The organism is Buttiauxella sp. AC142, assembly GCF_979253435.1.
Genome location: NZ_CEEDCH010000001.1, coordinates 1731736 through 1749578 on the forward strand (window position 1 = coordinate 1731736; position 17843 = coordinate 1749578).

The 17843-nt window shown below is 48.9% G+C and carries 12 protein-coding genes; 6 read left to right on the forward strand and 6 right to left on the reverse strand.

Annotated features, from left to right (window positions below):
* Nucleotide 1: 1 nt before the first annotated feature.
* The gene (locus AC0IWZ_RS07955; RefSeq protein WP_471677670.1) at nucleotides 2-1252 is read right to left on the reverse strand and encodes an MFS transporter; all 1251 of its coding nucleotides are present in this window, start codon (nucleotides 1250-1252) and stop codon (nucleotides 2-4) included.
* A gap of 281 nt (nucleotides 1253-1533) precedes the next feature.
* Between AC0IWZ_RS07955 and AC0IWZ_RS07960 the strand changes: the two genes are divergently transcribed.
* From AC0IWZ_RS07960 to AC0IWZ_RS07980, 5 genes are all read left to right on the forward strand, one after another.
* Nucleotides 1534-2604: a LacI family DNA-binding transcriptional regulator gene (locus AC0IWZ_RS07960; RefSeq protein ID WP_034494874.1), complete on the forward strand. Its 1071-nt coding sequence runs from the start codon at nucleotides 1534-1536 to the stop codon at nucleotides 2602-2604.
* Nucleotides 2601-3572 (forward strand): nuclear transport factor 2 family protein, encoded by a 972-nt coding sequence (locus AC0IWZ_RS07965; protein ID WP_471677669.1) that lies wholly within the window; start codon nucleotides 2601-2603, stop codon nucleotides 3570-3572. The genes AC0IWZ_RS07960 and AC0IWZ_RS07965 overlap by 4 nt, the downstream gene beginning before the upstream one ends.
* A gap of 148 nt (nucleotides 3573-3720) precedes the next feature.
* Nucleotides 3721-4860 (forward strand): nuclear transport factor 2 family protein, encoded by a 1140-nt coding sequence (locus tag AC0IWZ_RS07970; protein ID WP_034494876.1) that lies wholly within the window; start codon nucleotides 3721-3723, stop codon nucleotides 4858-4860.
* 3 nt (nucleotides 4861-4863) lie between these two features.
* Nucleotides 4864-6171 carry a histidinol dehydrogenase gene (gene hisD, locus AC0IWZ_RS07975; protein ID WP_471677668.1) on the forward strand — a complete coding sequence of 436 codons (1308 nt, stop codon included), beginning with the start codon at nucleotides 4864-4866 and terminating at the stop codon, nucleotides 6169-6171.
* A 174-nt stretch (nucleotides 6172-6345) separates the two neighbouring features.
* Nucleotides 6346-6660 carry a hypothetical protein gene (locus AC0IWZ_RS07980; RefSeq protein WP_034494879.1) on the forward strand — a complete coding sequence of 105 codons (315 nt, stop codon included), beginning with the start codon at nucleotides 6346-6348 and terminating at the stop codon, nucleotides 6658-6660.
* Nucleotides 6661-6729: 69 nt separating this feature from the next.
* On the opposite strand, the gene AC0IWZ_RS07985 is transcribed toward AC0IWZ_RS07980, so the two are convergent.
* The 5 genes from AC0IWZ_RS07985 to AC0IWZ_RS08005 all read right to left on the reverse strand — a co-directional run bounded on the left by AC0IWZ_RS07985 (nucleotide 6730) and on the right by AC0IWZ_RS08005 (nucleotide 14445).
* Nucleotides 6730-7536: a transporter substrate-binding domain-containing protein gene (locus AC0IWZ_RS07985; protein ID WP_471677667.1), complete on the reverse strand. Its 807-nt coding sequence runs from the start codon at nucleotides 7534-7536 to the stop codon at nucleotides 6730-6732.
* A gap of 133 nt (nucleotides 7537-7669) precedes the next feature.
* Nucleotides 7670-8587: an amino acid ABC transporter substrate-binding protein gene (locus AC0IWZ_RS07990; protein WP_471677666.1), complete on the reverse strand. Its 918-nt coding sequence runs from the start codon at nucleotides 8585-8587 to the stop codon at nucleotides 7670-7672.
* The gene (locus AC0IWZ_RS07995; protein WP_471677664.1) at nucleotides 8575-10809 is read right to left on the reverse strand and encodes a bifunctional diguanylate cyclase/phosphodiesterase; all 2235 of its coding nucleotides are present in this window, start codon (nucleotides 10807-10809) and stop codon (nucleotides 8575-8577) included. Before AC0IWZ_RS07995 ends, AC0IWZ_RS07990 begins: the two co-directional genes overlap by 13 nt.
* 334 nt (nucleotides 10810-11143) lie before the next feature.
* Nucleotides 11144-13108: an EAL domain-containing protein gene (locus tag AC0IWZ_RS08000; RefSeq protein ID WP_471677662.1), complete on the reverse strand. Its 1965-nt coding sequence runs from the start codon at nucleotides 13106-13108 to the stop codon at nucleotides 11144-11146.
* Between the two features lie 266 nt (nucleotides 13109-13374).
* Nucleotides 13375-14445 (reverse strand): LacI family DNA-binding transcriptional regulator, encoded by a 1071-nt coding sequence (locus AC0IWZ_RS08005; protein ID WP_410372606.1) that lies wholly within the window; start codon nucleotides 14443-14445, stop codon nucleotides 13375-13377.
* Nucleotides 14446-14686: 241 nt separating this feature from the next.
* Between AC0IWZ_RS08005 and AC0IWZ_RS08010 the strand changes: the two genes are divergently transcribed.
* On the forward strand, nucleotides 14687-17794 hold the full coding sequence (locus AC0IWZ_RS08010; protein ID WP_471677661.1) for a beta-galactosidase: 3108 nt from the start codon (nucleotides 14687-14689) through the stop codon (nucleotides 17792-17794).
* Nucleotides 17795-17843 lie beyond the last annotated feature (49 nt).

A 17843-nucleotide genomic window follows, 5' to 3' on the forward strand; every position in this document is an offset into this window, starting at 1 on the left:
TTTACTGGCTGGTTTTATTAGCATATTCCTGTGCCGAAGAAACGTTCGGCAGATTCTTTTGCGCCGCTTTTATCTGGCGCTGCTCCACACTGCGTGCCGCCATGGGTGTGAGGAAAGCCGCAATCACGCACAACACGCCAATCATCAGATACCCGGAAGACAAATTAATATGCTGCAACATCAAACCCATCGCGACCGGGCCGACAAACATGCCGACAGAATAAATGGTCTGGAATAAGCCCATGCGCGTTGATTGTTCATCCTCCACCGTATTCACCACGCTTAACGACATAAACACGGCGAATGCCATACCAAACGAGAAACCCGCCATCGCCTGTAAGAAATAGATGAGATACATATTGCTGGTGAAAGGAATGCCGATACTGGAAATCACTTGCAGGATAATGCCAATAACGGCGGTGTTCACCAGTCCCAGGCGTTTATAAAACACCGAACTACACATCGCTATCGCCAGCGCGTAGAAGATCAAATGGATATTACTCAGCAAGGTCAAAATACCGGCTTTCGCGCCGAGCTGTTGGGCATAAATAGGGGTCAGCGTATCGCGGGTGGCGAAAGGCACCAGGATGACAATGGTGGCCAGCAGGCCAATAAACCATACGGAAGGGTCCGCGAGCTGGCGCTTCGCACTATTAATACAGGCTTTAAGCGTGGGTGCGCGGGCAGCATCATGAAATTCTTTAATGCGAAACGTCAGAATCAATGCCAGCAGCGCCGATACGCTTGAGACAAAATAGCCGATGTTCTTGTCAAAAAAGTGGATTAACGCGCCACCAATACAGTTGCCGAGGAAAACCCCTAATGGCCCGGCAAGTGCCAGTAATGCCACAGCGGCAGGCGCATCTTTTTTATCAAAATAGCGAATAAACAGGATGTTATACAAAACCCAGGTCGCCGCAGTGAATCCATCGGCGGCCTTCGCCAGGTACAATGTCACGGCGGTGGGTTCCAGGTAGGCTATCGGCCAGGTCACCATCGGTAACAGCAGGCTGACCTGGATAAATATTTTTCGGCTCTTCACCACGTCCGACAAAATGCCAATCGGGAAACGGATAAATAACGTGGCTAATCCACTGGCGCCCATAATCATTCCCACCACTTCTGGCTGCATTCCTTCGCTGATTAACATCGGGGCGAGAAATGCATCGATACTGTGGATGCAAATGAAGAACAACACGCTAATGGTAAAAAACAATCTGACTTCGGATCGACTAAAGAGTGCACGAAACATGTGGTGAACCTCTTAAATATTAATGGGTTATAACCAATCAAGTACGGCATTAACCGGTGCAATCCTTTGTCGCTAACTTGCGTCACCGGTAAAACTGACGGCGTATTTTTTGTTTTCTGCATACGTATTCAAAAGTTGAAGTTACGAAAAGGTTTCAATTTTGTAAAGGCAGATAATGTAAATGTGAAAAAAATAATTTTGTCTGTTGCATACGCATGCAAAGATGGTGTAAGTATAAAAAACAGGCATTCCAGAGGGATGTGGATAAGGACTACCAAATCATGAAACGTAAGACTTTTGGCCCCGTGACTTCTCAGCAAGTGGCGCAAATAGCGGGAGTATCACAATCGGCGGTATCGCGCACTTTCACGCCAGGAGCGAGCATTTCTCCGGCAACGCGTGAAAAGGTGCTGAAGGCGGCGCGCGAACTGGGCTATCGGCCAAATGCCATTGCCCGATCCCTAAACACCGCCCGCTCAAGGATTGTGGGTGTGGTGATGTCCTATTTTGATAACCAGTTCTACCCGCAGGTTCTGGAAGCACTGGCGCAAAAGCTCGATGAGCTGAATTACCACCTGCTGCTGTTTGTGGGCGACCGCGATGGTAACGTCGACCGGATTTTCGACCAGATCATGCAATACCGGGTTGACGGGATTGTGCTGGCTTCGGTTTCGCTGTCGGTCGAGCTTTCCGAAGAGTGTGTCGCTGCCGGGATCCCGGTGGTGCTGTTTAATCGCAGCGAAGAAAATGCCACGGCGTCGAGCGTGAATACCGATAACGAAGCGGCAGCCAAACAGATTGCAGAATTTCTGCTCGCCGGGGAGCACCAGCACTTTGCGTATGTGGCCGGGCTTTCTGACTCTTCGGTTAACCTGGCGCGGCAGAGTGGGTATATCAATACGCTTAATCACCACGGAATTAAGGATGTCCGCGTGGTGCAGGGGGATTACGATGCCAGAAAAACCGCAAAAGCGGCCTGGGAACTGTTTTCCTCGCCACAGCCACCGGATGCCATTTTTGCTGCCAATGATCATATGGCGCTTACCGTGATGGATGTTGCCCGGTTCGAATTTGGCCTGCGGATTCCAGAAGATCTTTCGGTCATCGGTTATGACGATACCGGCCCTTCAGGTTGGCCGTCTTACGCTCTGACGTCGGCATCTCAGCCTGTTGATGCCATGGTCGGGGCCACCATAGCGCTACTGATGAAACAGATTGAAAGTGAAAACATTGAACCGGAACAGGTTGTGGTTCCTGGTGTGCTGGTGGTGCGTCATTCCGCAAGGCGGCCACAATTTGGCGTTATCGAAAAAGATGGGCTGTCATTGTTCCAGCCGCAGGAGGTTGAATGACCAGGTTGCCGGGCTTTAGCCCTCAGTTTGATTCTATCCAGCAGTTTATTTTGACGCTGACCCATGTGGTATGGGAGCAAAAAGATATCGGCCAACTGGCAGATTTCTACGCCACTCCGGTGGTATTTAACACCCCGGAAAAACAGCTCAATGACCTGTCGCAATTTATGCGGCTCACGCTTGAAGCGATGCACAGTTTCCCGCAGCGCACGGTGCTAACCGAAGATATTCTTTGTACCCATTCGCCGCAGTTTGAATATTACGCCGCGCAACGCACGGTGGCCTGTATCCAGCATCAGGGCGAGGGGTTCTTTGGGAAACCGAGCGGAAAATCGATTTGGGTGCGCACCTGGGCGGATCGCGTTTGCGCTGAAGGCGCAGTGCGTCAGGAGTGGTTATTGCAAGACCGCGCAGCCATCATTTTGCAAACGGGAATGGAAGTGCGTGATTTTGCGAGGCAACTCGCAGATTCACGTCGTGAAGCCGGGCTGGAAAATATCAGTGCCGAAGAGATGGACGCGCGCTGGGCGGGCGGCCCTGAAGGGGATGACGTTGATGGCCCACTTGCCGGACTGATTGAACGCTATTTGTCGATGTGGGCAGGTGGCAACAGCGGTGTGGTGCCAGGGTTATATCATCCTGCCGCAACGCTGCATGGGCCGGGCCACGTGTTGTGCACGGGCGAGCAGGATATCGGCGGTTTTCTTTCGGGATACCGGGCGTCGTTTGCCGACAGCGAAACGCATCTCCATCACCTGGTGGTGCGCCGTGATGCCAATGAACCGGTGCGCCTTTCGTTGCGCTGGTCGCTGTTAACCTGGCACGACGGTTACGGGAAATTCGGTACCCCGACCCGTCGCCCGGTTTCTATTACCGGTATTAGCCAACTGGAATTACGCGATGGGTTAATTATCCGGGAATATCTGGGTGTCGATGAATTAGCGATATGGTCACAGATTTTTAATTAATTACATTTATTGGCGAGGATAACCTCCTCGCCAAATAGCTAACCCAGAAAATAAATATTATCGCCATTTGCAGGTGAGGGATATTCCTATCCCTGAATAATGTGCGCTGACAATACCAATAGCGCAATCAAATAACGCAGGAGGTCATATGTCTTCAACTGAAACAACCAATAAAACGCCGGTAGCTTCGGAAAAAACCAATGTAAAATCCACGCGCGATGAACCGGTATTACAAGTGGAACGCCGTGACTTTATTGATTTGGTTCCGGAGAAACGTCCGCGAGTGCAATCATTGCGGGGCTTTGATGATTGTTATACGGATATTGTCGATTACATTGTGCGTTGCACCCATAAAATATGGGACGAGCGTGACGTTGGTTTAATTTACACCCACTATACCCACAACTGTGTTTTATACAATGCGCTCGGTACCATGTATAACCGCGAGCAGGTTGTGCAGGATACGTTGCAGCGCTTAATTGCCTTCCCTGAACGCCGCGGTATGGCAACGCAAGTTATCTGGAATGGTAACGACGTTGACGGTTTTTACACCTCCCACCTGGTAACCGGCACTGGCCGTCACACTCAGTACAGTCATCTGGGTAAACCGACTAACCGCACGTTTGTGACCCGTACCGTGGCGGACTGCATGATCCACGAAAACAAGATTTATCGCGAGTGGGTGGTCAGCGACAACATGGCGATGATGCGTCAGCTGGGTCTGGATACCGACGCGATAGCCTACGGCATGGCAAAAGAGCAGTTCGATAAGGGCTTCCGTGTCACCGATATCGGCGAAAACCGCCGCATGGTCGGGCAGTATCCGCCAGAAATGGAATGCGATGTCTCCATTGCGCATACCGATACCGAAGAGCAGTGCCTGCGCTGGCTGCACGAAATTTATAACCGTCGCATGCTCGGCAAAATCAAAGATGTGTATGCCCCGAATGTACAGTGGCATGGTCCGCTGATGAAAGAGTTGTACGGTCAGGCGGCGGTTATCCACCAGACGCTGGCGCTGATTGGCATGATCCCGGACGGGGCGTGGATGCCGCAGCATGTCTGCTCCAACCCTTGCGAAGAAGGCGGTACCAAAGTGGCGGTGCGTTGGATCATGGAAGGCCACCACCTGGGTTACGGCGAGCTGGGTAAACCGACCGGTGAGCGCCTGTTCGTTATGGGGATGTCCCACTATCACATCGTCAACGGCAAAATCGTTGATGAATGGGTGGTCTACGACCATCTGGCTCTGCTGGCACAAATTAAACTGGGACAAATGGAGGAGTAAGAAATGGGTACGATTTCTGAGGCTGATGTAGAGTTTATTAAACGTCCGCAGGGACAAGATGTTCAGGCTGACCGCACGCTAACCGAGACGGTGCAGAATATTATCGACCAGGTGCGCGAGCGTGGCGATGCCGCGCTGCGTGACTACTCGGCAAAGTTTGATAAAACCACACCGGACAAATTTGAAGTTTCGGAACATGAAATTGCCAGTGCACTGGCGGATCTCGACCCGCAAACGCGTAAGGACAGCGAGTTTGCCATTGCGCAGGTTAAACGCTTTGCGCAGGCGCAACTGGCAACCATGCAGCCGCTGGATATCGAAACGCTGCCGGGCGTGCATCTCGGGCACCGCATTATCCCTATTCAGACTGTGGGCTGTTATGTGCCAGGTGGGCGTTACCCCATTTTATCCGCGCCGGTAATGTCAATTGTCCCGGCGGTAGTGGCAGGATGTGACCAGATTATTGCCTGCCTGCCGCCGGGGGCGCATCCGGCGATGATAGCCATTTGCCACCTTGCGGGGGCGCACCGCATCTTTAAGGTTGGTGGCGCACAGGCGATTGCCGCCATGGCCTGGGGGACAGAATCTATCCCGGTAGTGGATAAAGTTGTCGGGCCGGGCAATGCCTTTGTTAACGAAGCTAAACGCCAGGTGTTCGGTAAAGTCGGCATCGACGCCCTGGCTGGGCCAAGTGAGATTTATGTGATTGCTGATGACAGCGCAGACCCGCGAATTCTTGCGGCGGACCTGTTGGCTCAGGCTGAACATGATGTGCATACCCGCGTCGGGATGGCGACCACCAGTCCACAAATCGCCCGCGCGACGCTGGCTGAAATTGAACGCCAGCTGTCGAATTTACCCACGGCAGTAACCGCAGGTGAAGCTTGGAAACGACAGGGCGAAATTGTGATTTGTAGCGACGAGGAACAGCTCATCGCCTGGGCAGACCATATGGCCACGGAACATCTGCAAGTGCACACCCGTGACCCCCATGCGACGGCCAGCAAAATCCGTAATTATGGTTCGTTGTTCATCGGACAAAATGCCAGCGTTGTGTTCTCTGACAAGTGTTGCGGAACCAACCATACACTGCCAACGATGGCTGCGGCTCGCTATACCGGCGGTTTATGGGTTGGCGCGTATGTGAAAATTTGCACCCACCAGTGGATTGATGAGCATGGAATTGCAGCCGTCGCGCAACCTGCTGTCCGCCAAAGTCGCACTGAAGGAATGCAGGCTCATCGCCGCGCGGCGGAAATTCGTTTGTTACCAGAAAGTATTGATGCAATAACAAATGGAGAGCGTGATTAATTATTTTTTATGGGTGAACAATATAGCGCCAATTCACCTGAAATATTTTCAACTTAAGTTTTATTAATGTTTATTGTCTTGCTTAGGTTGTTTCTTGACGACATTATTATCCTGAAAGGGATGGGCGGTAAATGAATTACCCCCAGGTGTTATAATTAATCATGGATTTGGATTATGCTGTCACTGGAAATGGAAGAAGATGTTGTCCTGCGGGTAAAAGGCATGGAAAAAATGCTTGAAGGAATTGTCCGCGAACTCAAAGCCAACAAAGGCGTTGTCGATGAGTTTATAAGGGATGACATCGCAAGGTTCCGGCACTGTTCAAAAGATGTCATAACACACCATACACAGGTTTCGCGCAACGTTCGTAAAAGACTGGAAGACGTTACCATTCATTCTCAAAAACGTGTGCGTAAAACGGCGCAGAGCAATTTGTTATATGGTGTATTGTGCGGAATGTCTTTCTGCATGTTGCTTCAACTGATGTAATTAATATCGCGTATTAGGGGAGAAAGTTTACTTTCTCCCTTTTTTATTGCGCGGGTTATAGTTTTAAAATCAGGTGTTCTGTGCAATGTATTTATACATTTCAGCTGTTAGAGGAAGATGCAGGTTGAAGTTTTTATCGGGTAAGATGCTATTAAACCATTGATCATAAAATGACTTAAAATCATGGCGCTTGAACCGATCTGCCAGAGAGGCATCTACTATTTTTTTGAATTCTTGATCGTCATAACGGAGCATGATTCCCAGATTTTGTGGCGTACCCAGCGTTAGATCTGACATCTGATAATCTTCAGGATGTTCACTACTTTCAATCAGTTCCTTAAGCGACACCTCATTCGTTGCTGTCGCAAAACTCTTATGCTGACTCATTGTAATAAAAGCATCTTTCATTGTCGGTTGAGTCAAAACAAATAGATTAAGATTCTGTACCCGATTGAGGGTATTAGCACTAATTAAGTCTGCCGTTCCCTTGGTTACACTGATTGTTCTGCCCGCTAAGTCTAAAAAAGTATGAATATTTGTACCGACAGGGGTACCGAATCGTGTTTGAACTAACAGATAATGGCGGGAGAATGAAACGACGCTTCGGCGTTTTACGGTATCCGTATTAACCGAACAATCCATATCAATCACATTATGTTTTAGCATCGAGATGCGCATGGATATGGGTACAGGAATATAGTTAACTTCCAGATGATTAATGTGCAGATTCTTTTTGAGACTTTCCGTCACGTTTTTGCACAATTCAATGACATACCCAACAACTTGACCATCACGAGTTTTGTAGGAATAGGGCGGCGCATCCCGATAGCCAATATTGATGATTTTATGGCTGGAAATTCTTTCCAGCGTAGACATATTCGGTTCTGCCTTCACCGCAGTCACGGTAATTAGCATAAACAAACTTAATATATAACTCAGGTACGGTTTCTGTTTCATTGATAGGCTTTTATCGTTTGTCGTTATCTTCGGGTGCTCACCGGAAAAATATTTAATAAGCATACGGGGTTTGCGAAGAAATACGCTTCTTCAATTCTGGCGATAATGGCAAGTTGAGAGTCACTCCTTCAGGCATTATCGGCCGCATAAACCATTTATTATAAATAGTCATGAAATCTGGACTTTGTAGCAGACGTTTCATCGAGGTATTGATCAGCGCGGTAAATTTCGGATTCCCTTTCTTAATCGGCATGGCGATGGGCAATCGCGGGCTGAGGGTTTGTGCAGAAATCCTGAATGCCTGCGGGTGCCCTGAAAGCGCTGCTTGCGCAAGCAGTAACACGTCGCTGGAAACAATCACCGGCGTTCTGCCACTTTCCAGCTCGGAAAAAGCCTTCGTATTGTCGGTGCCGAGATCAATATTCAATGACAGTTGGTGCTGGGCGTTCGCTTCCTGGATATGTCTGACGAACACCGTACCGCTTTTCACGATAACCGTATGGCCGTTCAGCTCTTCAATATCCGTAATATCATCTTCCATACGCGACACAAAGCGGGTCGCTGAGAAGAAATACGGTTCAGAAAAGGTCACGATTTTTTGCCTTTCTGCCGTGTAAATCGTGGGGATGCAGCCCATATCGATGCTTTTATTTTTGACGGTTAAAAACTGTGTGGCGGTGGTGACGGGAACCCATTTGATGCGAAGCTCAGGAAGCTTTAACTCCTGTTTAATCATGTCGATCAGTTTATGGCAGATATCAATGGAATAACCTTGTGGCTTATTATTTTCGAAATAAGAATAAGGAAATACATCTGTCTGATAACTCAGAGTGATGGTTTTGCTTTGGGTGATACGAGCCAAAATGTCTTCCGCGTGGCCGCTCGAAGGAATGAGCATACCAAGGGAAAATAGTAATGCTGCGGCCGCAGAAATTGATGCTTGATATAAGTGATTGATTAAAAGTGACATTGTTGCTCCATTTTCTCTTGCTCCAGTTCTGCCACTACATTTGAATTTTCTACGGCTCTGCCAAAGTAAAATCCTTGTGCCGTCATTTTTACGCCCCCGATTGTGAGCAAAAATTCATACTGTTGCTGGGTTTCAACGCCTTCAGCGGTCACTTTCAGCCCACGCTGTAGCGCGTAACGAACCAACATACTCACTAGCGCCTGCCTGTCCTCGCACTTATCAAGCATATCAATCAGTGGGCGGGCAATTTTGATATGGCTGAACGGGAAAATAATTAAGTAATCGAGCGTGGCAAAGCCAGTGCCGAATCCATCGAGAACAATTCCGATTCCCAGCGCCTGAATGGCATTGAGAATAGGAAGGATAATTTCTTTGTCCAACGGCTCAGAACCGGTAATTTCTATTTCCAGACGGGCAGGATCCAGGCCGCTGTCACGCAAGGCGTTCCGAATGGTATCTAAAATTCGTGGATGACGAAGCTGGTGCGGGGAAACATTCACTGAAACGGTTTTCGCCACGGGCCAATTAGCCGCATCTATGCAGGCACTGCGTATCAGCCACTCGCCAAGCCTGGCAATCAGCCCTATATCTTCAGAAACCGAAATAAAATGATGGGGTTGCAGTTGTCCGCGAACCGGGTGTTGCCAGCGAACTAGCGCTTCATAGCCTTCGCTGCGGCAGTTATCGAGGCTGACAATTTTTTGGTAGTGCAGGAAGAACTCATTATTTCTGATGCCGTTCTCAATTTCCTGGCTAAAGAGCAGGTTATTGGAAGGGTTCATCGTCATGCCCGGAGAATAAAAATGGAAACAATTGCGGCCGAAACTTTTAGAGGTGTACAACGCAAGATCGGCATGGGCGAATAAATCTTCACGCGTGTTTCCATGTTGCGGAGCACAGGAAATCCCGATGCTGCCACTGATAGAAAACGTATTCCCGCTACAGGTGAACGGTTCGTTCAGCGTCGCCAGCACTTTTCTTGCCAGCGTTTGTGCTTCAATAATTGAGTCGCGTTGCACTTCCTGAAGAATGGCAAATTCATCGCCGCCCAGGCGAATAGCCATATCTTTTTCACCGATAATTGCGCACAGACGTACCGACGATTCAATAAGGAGTTCGTCGCCAACTACGTGGCCGTAAGTATCATTAACCGGTTTGAAATTATCTAAATCGATGAGCAACAGATTGAAAATTCGGCCCTCGGTTCTCAATTTTATCAGTCGTTCGTCGATAGAATTTCGATAAGAAACCCTGTTAGGCAGCAGTGTCAAAGAGTCATGATGCGCCATGTACTCCATTTTTTGCGCCATTTCCTGCATCCGTTGCAGATAACCCCGGTCAACCATAGCCACACGAAGTTTTTCAATGGCTTTCGCCAGCTCACCAATTTCATCATCCTGGGTCTGGAAAGGAGTGACCTGGTCGGTTTTTTCATCCGCGATAAGTGAGACGGCTTGAATCAGACGTGGAACGGGGCGAAAGAGGTTACGCACCAGCCAATTAACCACCACAACCGTAATACCGAGGATTAAAATCAGCATCAGTAGCGTATTTTTCAGCAGTGCATTGTGGGTGGCAAATAGCGCGTCCCGTTCTCCGATACTGCTTACTACGGCACCGAGTAATTTTCCTGAGGGGTCTACGATAGGAATCGAACCGACGAAATACTCTTTGCCGCCAATATCCGCGAAGCCGCGATAATAGGCCGTTAACGCTGATCTATTGGCGGTATCCGTAGCGGTGGTGATTTTTTGCGAGATGTCGTCCGTGTTATTGAGGTCGGTAAAACCGTGTTTCTTGTCATACAACAATAACCAGGTTGGATTATGAGTTTGTGTTGATACCAGGGTGAGCATATCGGCCGGGTTAAATCCGGTCTGGATAATGGTTTCATCATCACTGAGCGGTCGTTCGGATTCAATAGAAACCACTTGTCCTTCGTGGTTGGATTTAACCGTGGTGGAGGTATAAATATTACGAATAATATAACTGGTGATTTGAGAATTGGTGGCGGCTTGTTTGTACCATTGTTCGTGCGAAATACGGTTTACTTCAAAAACTCCAGCGCCTGAACCAATGCCATAGGCAATTAAAACCCCTAGCATCAGATAGATAGCAACTTTCCCGGTAATTGAATGATACCAATGATAACCCCCACGCAGCTGGGGTTCCTGTTCGCAGACAGGCACAACTTCATGTTGAATGAGTTCTTTAACAACCATTTTTTCTATTCGTACTCTTTTATAAGCGATTAAAGAAGGCTCGAAAGGAATTCTCAATGAGATAAATTATCGTTTTTATTTGTTGTTTGTATACTGCTGTACTTTAATATGTTGTTTAACTGATGTTAGCGCAATGTAGGTTTTTATCGACTTGTTCGATTTATGAGAAATGCGCTTTCATTTAATTAACAGGATTATAAAGTTGGCTAATTAAAGCGTCAACGATAAATATTAACGCAACCGTGTTGCTGTTCGTGTATTTTTACTCAACTATTTTATTAGGGCTGGACAATCCACTCCTGTGTTTTATGCATAAAATAGGCGCCATGTCCGGCTAAGTATTTGTTTCTAAAAGTTCGCATAATTGGTTTAAAGGTTGTGGGCGGTGAAACAAGAAACCTTGTGCTAAATGGATTCCACAATTTTGTACAATTTGATGTTCTTCTTCGGTTTCCACCCCTTCAATCAACACAATGCTGCCGGAGGTTTTGCATAACTGCACAACATGATGGAGAAACGCTTCGCCTCCTTCTCGGGCCAGGCCCAGCACCAAAGTACGATCCAGCTTAATTTTATCCAGTTCATATTGTGTCAAATAGGATAAGGTTGAATAACCTGAACCAAAATCATCCAGTGCTATTTTGATACCAAACTGGCGTAACACTGCCAGAACCTCAATCACTTGCTGGGGTTCTTTCACTTTTTGTGATTCGGTAATTTCCATTTCCAACTGCCAGCCGGAAGGCAACGGGTTACGGAGCAATTTACTCACCACGCTCAGGAAATTAGGTTCAAGCAACGTTTGCGGCGAAATATTTACCGAAAGTGTCATGCCAGGAAAGCGAGAAAATTCGTGATGAATCACTTCAACGGCATTTTCCAGTACCCAAAAATCAACTTCGGGCATCATGCCAATACGTTCATAATATTTTAGAAAATACGGTGGGGTAATTTTACCATCATCACTTTGATGACGAAGTAAAACCTCCATTGCCACTATTTTCCGCTCATCGAGTGTAATTTGAGGTTGAAACCACAAAACAAAATTACCGCTATTTTGCAGAGCGTTAATATGACGTCTTGCTTCTATATATTCATTTACTTCAGAAAGGTAATGATGCGGCGATTCTGCCTCTCGATGACCCGGCACCGTCAATTGGAACTGATTACCTTTTAGCGGAACAAATCGCTTTTTGCCGCACGGCAAGGCGATTTCTTTATAGTCACGCTTTTCCATATAGCGCAGGAAAGGCCAGTAAATACCAATTCCCGCGCAAATGAGCAATACCTGGAAGAAGACCGCGCTGAATGCGCCATTGGTGGCCAGCCATGTATTAATGATGGCCGGTGTTGCCCAACCCACCAGTTGCTGCGCGGGCGGGATGATGTGCCACAGCGTAGCATAGTAAGCGAGGATGTAATCTACCGCTGGAGTCATCAGAAAAGGGACGAACATCACGGGATTGAGCACCACGGGCACGCCAAAAATCAGCGGTTCATTGATGTTAAATATCGCCAGTGGCAATGAGACATTAATAAGATGACGGTTAGACGGGTTGCGACTGATTAATAAGCAGATTAACAGGCTTAACGTACCGCCGCATCCGCCGGACGCACACCACATCTCATAAAAAGTGATGCTCAGGATATTTAAAGACCCATGACCGGCTTTCCAGGCGTCCATGTTAGATATCGTATTGTTCATGAATCTGAACCCGATATCCTGGAAAATATAAAACCCGTGGATACCAAAGAACCAGGTAAATTCACGGATCATTTCATACAGCAAACCATGAAAAAAACCATCAGGGTAAATGGCAATTGAAATATCTTTTGTTAACCAACTGCAGGCACTTAATATAATATGCCCAACAACAATTAGCGAAGTTAGCCTGGCAATGAAAAAAGATAATATTTTTGCCGACTTCCAGTTTGATTGAATCTTATTGGTTCTAAATAAGGTGATGTTTTTTTCAAGTATTAAATTTGTGAAAATAGCGGAGAGTAAGGCGACGGGCAGGCTCACGCCAAAAAGAAAATTAGCTTCATGATTGTTTTCAAGGCCAGCAATTCCAAACAGTACCGTCAGACTAAGAGAAATACTGAGCATGATTGAAAGGCGATATCTGACGGCCCATTGTAATGAAAAGATAATATTTAACAAAACAGGCAAGAAAATAAGCATGTTTTGTTGCAAATCACCTAACCATTGTGAAATTTTTACCCAATGAAAATTCAGGGATAACGTACCTGCAACAATAACGACCCCGCGTAAAACTGAAAATGGCATAATAGCCATGGTGCAACTCAGAACCGCTTGCGAAATACGATTGTTAATAAAAGCTATTTTTAATTGATGAATGATGCTTTTCGTGTTTCTTATGATTATATTGTGATTCATTCGTTGCTTAGTTGTGGGTTGAGTTGTAATCGGTGTGGCAAGAACAAACTCTACTATATCACTATAATTAATGCGGAGGTAATGCTAATCAGTTTGTTTTATAATAGCACCGCCAACCAATATCCATTTTTACACATTATTTGTGGCTGCTAATGTCCATATATTTATAGCTGATTAATGAGCAATTTCAGCTGCGCCACAATATCTGTCGGTGTCTCATTGTGTGGAAAGGGATAAGTTGACTCGCGAATGATAAGACGGGTAGGAAGGAGTTTCAGTATTTTTTGTGGTGACGACGATTGTGCCATCAGCGATGTCACGATTTCCACCGCACGTTTGCCGAGCAAATCGAAATCCTGCGCAACCGTTGTTAACGCGGGCTGGAAGAAGAGGCTGTCTGCGGTATCGTCATAACCCGTCACTGAAACCGCATTTGCGCCGCTGCGTTTAAGTTGCGCCAACGCGCTTAATACACCTAAGGCCATCTGATCGTTGGCGACGATAATGGCGCTGATGCGAGGATTGGCATGAATCAACTCGAAGGTTTTTGCCCAGCCGCTGCTGGCACTCCAGTCTCCCCAGGCTGTTATGGCATTGCTGACGCCAAATCGATGAAGTGTTTCACGCCAGCAACCCAGGCGCAGACGAGCAGAAATCGACTCTGCCGGGCCTGCTAACAAACCAAATTGTCGGTGTCCCAGTTCCCACAAATGCTTTACGCAAGCACCAGAACCGTCCTGGTGATCGAAGCGCACACAAGAAACGTCAGTCTCTGGCGGAACATCCAGAAATAAACAAGCCAGATCGTCATTTTCCCGCGCCAGTTGTTCAGCGAGCGTGCTCTCGAGCGGCAGATTCGCAATCACGCCGCGAATGTTTTGCGCCCGAAATTCGTTAAGCACTGCTTGCAATGCTTCGTACTCCGCCCCTTTTGGCATCGCGACAGAAACCTGCAATTGCTGTTCTTCGGCATGACTTTTTATGGCCGCTGCAATTTGTGACGGCGCGTGGTAGGTGAGAGAAGAGGTGATGAGCCCGAGCGCAGGCATCGTTTTACCCGCCAGTAACTGAGCGGAACGGTTCGGCACATAGTGCAGCACGTTCATCGCATGCAGCACTTTTTCACGGGTACGGGACGACACCAAATCCGGGCTATTCAACACCCGTGAAACCGTTTGCTGCGACACGCCCGCTTCACGTGCTACATCATTTAATGTTGCCTGCCGAGTGCTCATCGCGTACCCCTTTTTTGTTCGCATAATGCGGGGCAGATGTGGCTGCGTCAAGCCAGCATGCATGAAATGTATAGCGCTAACATTTATTGTCATGCTCACGACAGAAATGCTGATTAATCGACCGCTTTTGCGATCGTGCTTAGAATTGATAAAACCTGTGTTTGCCAGTGATGCTGATTCTCTGCCTAAATTTGCTCAATTGTATTGCGCATAACATTTTAACGACTACAGGTGAATCAGCATGACGCAAAGTTCGGGCGCTTTCTGCCCAGAAGCAGAGTTTGCAGCAATTCTTAACCGCCGTGACTGGCAGCAACAGGCGGTGACGCAGATTAACCGTTTACCGGCGCACCCGCAGTTCAGGGCCTGGCGGGATATTGCTGCAGCGCGTGACGAGCATGTGTCGCCACAGCATCGAACGCTTGATGGTGACTGGCAATTTAGCTGGCGGGCTCAACCGCAGGCTGTTGACGCCAGTTGGTTGCAGCGCGATTTGGCGGATGCACGTCCCGTTACCGTGCCATCGAACTGGCAAATGACCGGCGACGATGCGCCGATTTACACCAACGTGCGCTATCCCATCGAAACCACGCCGCCGTTTGTGCCGGAGGAAAATGCCACCGGATGTTACACCCGCACGGTGGATATTTCCGACCAGTGGCTGGCATCCGGGCAGACACGCATTATTTTTGACGGTGTGAATTCCGCTTTTCATTTGTGGTGTAACGGCAAATGGGTGGGGTATTCGGTCGATAGCCGTTTGCCAGCCGAGTTCGATTTGACTCCGTTTTTACACGGCGGGGAAAATCGCCTTTGTGTAATGGTGTTGCGCTGGAGTGCCGGGACCTGGCTTGAAGATCAGGATATGTGGCGCATGAGCGGTATTTTCCGCTCGGTTTCACTGATGAATTTGCCCGAAATTCATCTGACCGATATGCAGATCACCCCCGAACTGGATGCGTTGTATCGCGATGCGGAGCTAAATATCCACATCGCGGTTGCGGCTCCCACAGCCTGTTTATCCGAACTGGAAGTGGAAACGACTCTCTGGCAGGGAAACCAGCAAATTGCCGCCATTCGCCAGTCCCTTGGCACGCCGATGATCGACGACCGGGGCAATTACGCCGAGCGTGCCTATCTCAGGTTGCCGGTTGAGCGCCCACTGTTGTGGAGCGCGGAAACGCCGCACTGTTATCGCGCCGTTGTGGCGGTGTGGAAGGGTGATGAGCTGATTCAGGCCGAAGCGTGCGACGTGGGTTTCCGCCAAGTCGAGATCATAAACGGGCTGCTGCGGGTGAATGGCAAGCCGTTGTTGATTCGCGGCGTTAACCGCCATGAACACCATCATCTTCGCGGCCAGGTCGTGACCGAGGCCGATATGGTGCAGGACATTTTGCTGATGAAGCAGAATAACTTTAATGCCGTCCGCTGCTCTCATTATCCGAATACCGCGCTCTGGTATCAGCTTTGTAACCGCTATGGCTTGTATGTGGTTGATGAGGCAAACATCGAAACCCACGGCATGGTGCCGATGAACCGTCTTTCTGATGATGCCAGTTGGCTGCCTGCCTACAGCGCACGCGTCACGCGCATGGTTCAGACTAACCGCAACCATCCGTGCATTATTATCTGGTCTTTGGGCAATGAGTCCGGCTACGGCGCAAATCACGATGCGGTTTACCACTGGCTGAAAAAAAATGATCCATCGCGCCCGGTGCAATATGAAGGCGGCGGCGGGGATACGGCAGTCACCGATATTATTTGTCCGATGTATTCCCGCGTTGAAACGGATTTGATTATTCCGGCGGTGCCGAAATGGGCGATTAAAAAGTGGATCAGCCTGCCCGGTGAGCAGCGTCCGCTCATTTTGTGTGAATATTCCCACGCGATGGGCAACAGCCTGGGTAACTTCTCTGATTACTGGCAGGCATTCCGTGAATATCCTCGTTTGCAGGGCGGGTTCATTTGGGACTGGGCGGATCAGGCCATCATGAAAACCTTCGACGATGGCACGCAGGGCTGGGCCTATGGCGGAGATTTTGGCGACACGCCTAACGACCGCCAGTTCTGCATGAATGGCCTGGTTTTCACTGACCGGACGCCACATCCGGCACTGTTTGAAGCCAAACAAGCGCAGCAATACTTCCAGTTTGAGTTGATTAGCCAGCAGCCGCTCAGAGTGCGAGTTCACAGTGAGTATTTGTTCCGCGATACCGATAACGAAACGCTGCAATGGCGTATCGAGGCGGCGGGGTTGCCGGTGCTAAACGGGCGTGAAACGCTGACTCTGGCAGCCGAAGCCAGTGTTGAGCTGACATTGACCGAAAACCTGATTCTCCCGGCCGATGCAAAAGACGTCTGGCTGACGCTTGAAGTGATTCAGCCTCATGAAACGCCGTGGTCAGCCGCCGGGCATCGCGTGGCGTGGCAGCAGTTTTCCATCGCCGCACCGCTGGTTTTAACTACCAAACCTACGGCGGCTAACCCGCCGGTTCTCACCACCTCAGCAAGCCGATTTACCGTGCAGGCCGCAGGCCAGCAGTGGCAAGTCGATCGCGCCAACGGCTTACTTTGCAGCTGGTTGAAGGGCAGCGATGAGCAGTTGCTGCAACCGCTGCGTGACAACTTTGTCCGCGCCCCTATCGACAACGATATCGGCGTCAGCGAAGTGACGCGTATCGATCCTAATGCGTGGGCGGAACGCTGGAAAAGTGCAGGGCTTTATCAACTGGAAAGGGAGTGCGTGCGTTGCGAAGCGACACAATTTGGCGACGATATTGTGGTGGTCAGCGAATGGCGATATCACAATCATCAAGGTGTGGCGATCGTGAGCTGCTGGCAGATGCGCTTTGATGGCCTTGGGCAATTGCATCTTACCGTGACCGGCGAACGCGCAGAAACCCTGCCGCCGCTGCCTCGTGTCGGCGTGGTTTTCAAAGTGAAACCGCAGAACGAAGAGGTTAGCTGGTTGGGACTCGGGCCGCATGAAAACTACCCTGACCGCCGTAATAGCGCGATTTTCTCGCGTTGGGCATTACCGCTAGATGAGATGAGCACGCCGTATATCTTCCCGACGGAAAATGGTTTACGTGGCGGAACAAAATCGCTCGACTGGGGAATCTGGCAGGCGCGCGGGAATTTCCATTTCTCTGTTCAACCCTGGAGTATCGAACAACTGATGACGGTTACGCACTGGCACAAAATGGTGCCAGAAGACGGGGTCACTATTTCGCTTGATGCCCAGCATATGGGCGTTGGAGGTGATGATTCCTGGACGCCGTCCGTGCTGAAGAAATGGTTGTTACTGGATACACAATGGCATTACCAACTGACTCTTAGACTTATGTAGGTCGTACAGCAGCGTCATCCGACACCACTGATGCAAATGGTGGATGACG